Raw genomic sequence first — 3,556 nt, 5'->3', positions numbered from 1 at the left:
CCACTCGAGGCGGCGGCGCAGCTGACTCGAGGCAAGGTCCTCTTCGACCTGGGCGACTACGTGGCGGCTCTCGCCGACTTCACGTCGACCGTGTTCCTCTACGAGAAGATGGGCGCGTCGCTCGATCAACTCGAGAGCTCGCTCGTGGCCGTGGCCGTCACCGAGTCGTTCCTCAGCGAGCCGGATCGCTGAAGCTCGATTTCGGCCGAACGGTCGATGTCGGATGCCCGGGTTAGTGTCTTCGCGTGGCTGATCTCGCGAAAGTACGTGTCTGGGCGAACGCCCTCATAGCGCTGCATCTCGACGCGTCGCAGTGGTCATTCGGCTTCGACAATGCCAAGACCCGCGCCGGCCTGTGCAGCTTCACCACCAAGCGCATCACGGTCTCGCGCTACCTCGCCGCCACGTTCGACGACGACGAGATCCACCAGGTGCTGCTGCACGAGGTCGCGCACGCGATGGCCGGCCATCGGGCGGGGCACGGTCCGTCGTGGAGGCGCATCGCCGCATCCCTCGGCTACGTGGGTTCGCGCACGCACGCCGGATCGGTCGCCGACGAACTCTCCCCGTGGGCGGGCACCTGCCCGGCGGGGCACGAGCACTTCCGTTACCGCAAGCCAGCCCGCACGCTGGCGTGCGGCATGTGCTCCAGACGGTTCGACCCGGCCAACGTGATCACCTGGCAGCGGCGCGAGATCGACCCCGCGCGCCGACGCCAGGCAGCCGCTCGCGCCTGAGGCGCAGATACTGCGCGTCAGAAGGCCTCGCTGACTCCGCTGTTGTGCGGGTCGTCGAGGTGCGCGCGCACCAGGCTCGCCGGCCACGAGTTGCGCGGCGCCTTCGCGGGACTGCGCAGGGCTTGCTCGAGCACCGCGTCGCCGAGGTGCTTCTCCACATCGAGCCGTGGATAGGCATCCTCGATCGCCTGGCGCTCGGCGGCCCCGATCGTGTCGAGGCCGAAGTCTCCGAGCACGCCGAGCCGGGTCAACCGGGTGATGGGGCCACGACGCTCGGCGATCTGGGGCGAGGTGTGCAGGGCGATCGCCTCCCACACGAGATCCGTCCGAGCGGCCGGGATCCCCTCGGCGGTGAGAAAACGGGCGGCCGCATCGGCTCCGTCGACCTCGAAGCGCACCTCGCCGTCGGCCTGGTCCGTGGTTCCGATGTCGTGCAGCACGCAGGCGAGAAACAGCAGCTCGGCGTCGTAATCCTGGCCGGCGACCAGGCCCTCGGATGCCGCCACTCCCCTCCCGTGCAGAAACGTGCGCACACTGTGGTTGGCGATCGAGCGCTCCTCGGTGCGCTCGACCCAGTCGAGCGCTCGACGCGCGGTCTCACCGGTGGGCAGCATCACTAGTTCGCTCATGCCCTCGACGCTACGGCCGGCACGCCGACCGCGCCCCCGTCGCCCGGTCAGGCACCCACGAGAAGCTGCCGAATTGCCCGAAAACGCCGCCTCGCATGACGCTGAGGCGGCGTTTTCGGGCAACTGGATGAGGCCGTTACTCGACGACCTGAACTTCTTTCCAGAACGCGACGTAGTTGCTGAAGTCCTTGCCCACGCGGTCGAACGACGCGGGGTACGGCTTCGGATAACTCCAGGCCCGATCCTTGAGGCTCGCGCCACTGTCGCTCACGCTGAAGTACTGGCACTCGCCCTTCCACGGGCAGGTGTACGGCGTATCTGTCGGCGTGAGCAGGTCGGCGTTCACGCTAGACGGCGGAAAGTACCAGTTTCCCTCGATGGCGATCAGGTCTTCCTTGGGTGCCTCGGCGATGACGGTGCCGTTGACGACTGCTTTCATGATGAAACCTCCTGCACCCACGCTACGCCCTCGCGACTCGCCACTGCCCCGGGCCAGACGTGAAAAGGAGACGCAAGCGGCCCTCGACTTGTCGCAGCAGACGTGGCCGCGCAGACTGGCAGCGGAGGCCCCCATGAAAGTTCTGTTGAAGTTCGTGCTCGACACCGATCCGGATGCCGCGTGGCGGGCCATCCGCAGTCCGGCCGTGTTTCGCGAGGTGTCGAGTCCCTTTCTGACGATCCGCTCGCTGAGCGCCGATGGGTTTCCGACGATCTGGCAACCGGGTCAGCATCCCGTCGAAATCGAGGGCGGCGGCCTGATTCCGCTCGGCAAGCAGATCATCCGGCTCTCGTTCGCCGAACGCCCCGACGGGGTGCGCATCGTGCGCGACTCGGGGCGCGGCATCTCGGGGGCCGTCGCCATCCCCACCACGTGGGATCACCAGATGGCGATCGCGCCAGACCCGGCCGGCACGGGCAAGACCCTCTACCGCGACCGGCTCATCATCGGCGCCGGAGCCTTGACGCCGGCCGCCTGGTACGGCATGTGGGCGTTCTGGCAGTGGCGCGGCGCACGACTGCGGCAGCTGGCGCCGAGCTGGGCGTTCGACCCGCTGCTCCCTTCGACGAGCTCAGGGAACGCATCCGCGGGCGTCGACCCCGACATCGCGGCATAACCTGATCCGATGACGTCAGTCGATTCCGCCATCCAGGTCGCCGATTGGCGCCAGCGTGTCTTTGCCCTCTACGCCGAAGTTCGCGTACTCGCGCTGGTGAATGCCGAAGCGGCCCACGGCGTGTGGCGCGACGGCCGCGACGCACTGTTCCGCACGCATCCGCAGACCCCCCTGCTGCCCGACGACAGGCCCGGCTTCACCGGCCTTCCCGTCGCGCCCTACGACCCGGCGTGGCGGTTCGAGGTCGAGGTCACGGCCCCGGATGCGCCGGGCGGGTTCGACTTCGAAACCGGCACCGACGGCGTCGTGCCGTTCGAGCTGGTCGGGCACGCGAGCATCCCCGACGTCGGCTCGCTCGCTGTATGGCGACTGCGCTCGTATGGAGGGGGCCTGTTCATTCCCGTGCGTGACGGGCTCGCGGGCACGCCCGGCGGAACCTACGGAGGCGGGCGCTACCTGCTCGATTCCATCAAGGGGGCGCACCTCGGCGAGGGCGATGCTCGCGGCTCGGTGGTGCTCGACTTCAATTTCGCCTACAACCCGTCGTGCGCGTACGACCCCGCCTGGGCCTGCCCGTTGGCCCCTCCCGCCAACCGCCTGTCCGACGGCATACCGGTGGGCGAGTTGTATGTGCGCTAGGCTGTAACTACTTGCGAGCGCATTCATGCGCTCCCTGCGTCGTAGAACGCACCTTGCGGTGCGGGCCCCGTGCCCGAGAATCCGCGAAAACTTTCTCACGGCGAACGGAAGTGCCTACTGGCACCTTCGCCATCATTTCCGCACAGTCGCGGCATTGACGAGAAAGCCTCTCTGTGCGATGCCGTCGTGTCACGCTGCGGATCCGATGCCTGAAAGGCACCGAAACAGCTATGTCAACACCCACCTTCTCCTCGCTCGGCGTTCCCGCGCCCGTCGTCGCCGCGCTCACCAGCGCCGGCATCACCGAGCCCTTCCCGATCCAGCTCGACACCCTCCCCGACACCCTGGCCGGCCGCGACGTGCTCGGCCGCGGAAAGACGGGCTCGGGCAAGACCCTGGCCTTCTCCATTCCCATGGTCGCCCGCCTCGGTGGCGC

The 3,556-nt window shown here is 68.0% G+C and carries 6 protein-coding genes and 1 pseudogene; 5 read left to right on the top strand and 2 right to left on the bottom strand.

The features are described from left to right. Positions 1–192: pseudogene (locus ACE5CZ_RS13835) on the top strand (hypothetical protein); the annotation flags it as partial. A gap of 53 nt (positions 193–245) precedes the next feature. Continuing rightward, positions 246–737 (top strand): SprT-like domain-containing protein, encoded by a 492-nt coding sequence (locus ACE5CZ_RS13830; protein ID WP_374947916.1) that lies wholly within the window; start codon positions 246–248, stop codon positions 735–737. Positions 738–754: 17 nt separating this feature from the next. Here ACE5CZ_RS13830 and ACE5CZ_RS13825 read toward each other — a convergent pair whose 3' ends face one another. Then, complete coding sequence (locus tag ACE5CZ_RS13825; protein ID WP_374947915.1) at positions 755–1,366, bottom strand: HD domain-containing protein; 612 nt, start codon at positions 1,364–1,366, stop codon at positions 755–757. A gap of 136 nt (positions 1,367–1,502) precedes the next feature. Next, on the bottom strand, positions 1,503–1,805 hold the full coding sequence (locus ACE5CZ_RS13820; protein ID WP_374947914.1) for a DUF427 domain-containing protein: 303 nt from the start codon (positions 1,803–1,805) through the stop codon (positions 1,503–1,505). Between the two features lie 133 nt (positions 1,806–1,938). Here ACE5CZ_RS13820 and ACE5CZ_RS13815 point away from each other — a divergent pair, with 133 nt between their 5' ends. From ACE5CZ_RS13815 to ACE5CZ_RS13805, 3 genes are all read left to right on the top strand, one after another. After that, complete coding sequence (locus tag ACE5CZ_RS13815) at positions 1,939–2,481, top strand: hypothetical protein (protein ID WP_374947913.1); 543 nt, start codon at positions 1,939–1,941, stop codon at positions 2,479–2,481. 9 nt (positions 2,482–2,490) lie between these two features. Then, positions 2,491–3,120 (top strand): DUF1684 domain-containing protein, encoded by a 630-nt coding sequence (locus ACE5CZ_RS13810; RefSeq protein ID WP_374947912.1) that lies wholly within the window; start codon positions 2,491–2,493, stop codon positions 3,118–3,120. Between the two features lie 230 nt (positions 3,121–3,350). After that, a partial coding sequence (locus tag ACE5CZ_RS13805) for a DEAD/DEAH box helicase (protein ID WP_374947911.1) occupies positions 3,351–3,556 on the top strand: 206 nt, incomplete at its 3' end.

Source organism: Agreia sp. (genome assembly GCF_964263775.1).
In the GTDB taxonomy this organism is placed as follows: domain Bacteria; phylum Actinomycetota; class Actinomycetes; order Actinomycetales; family Microbacteriaceae; genus Agreia.
The sequence above is the reverse complement of the archived record's forward strand: the minus strand, read 5'-3'. Positions and strand labels throughout refer to the sequence as shown.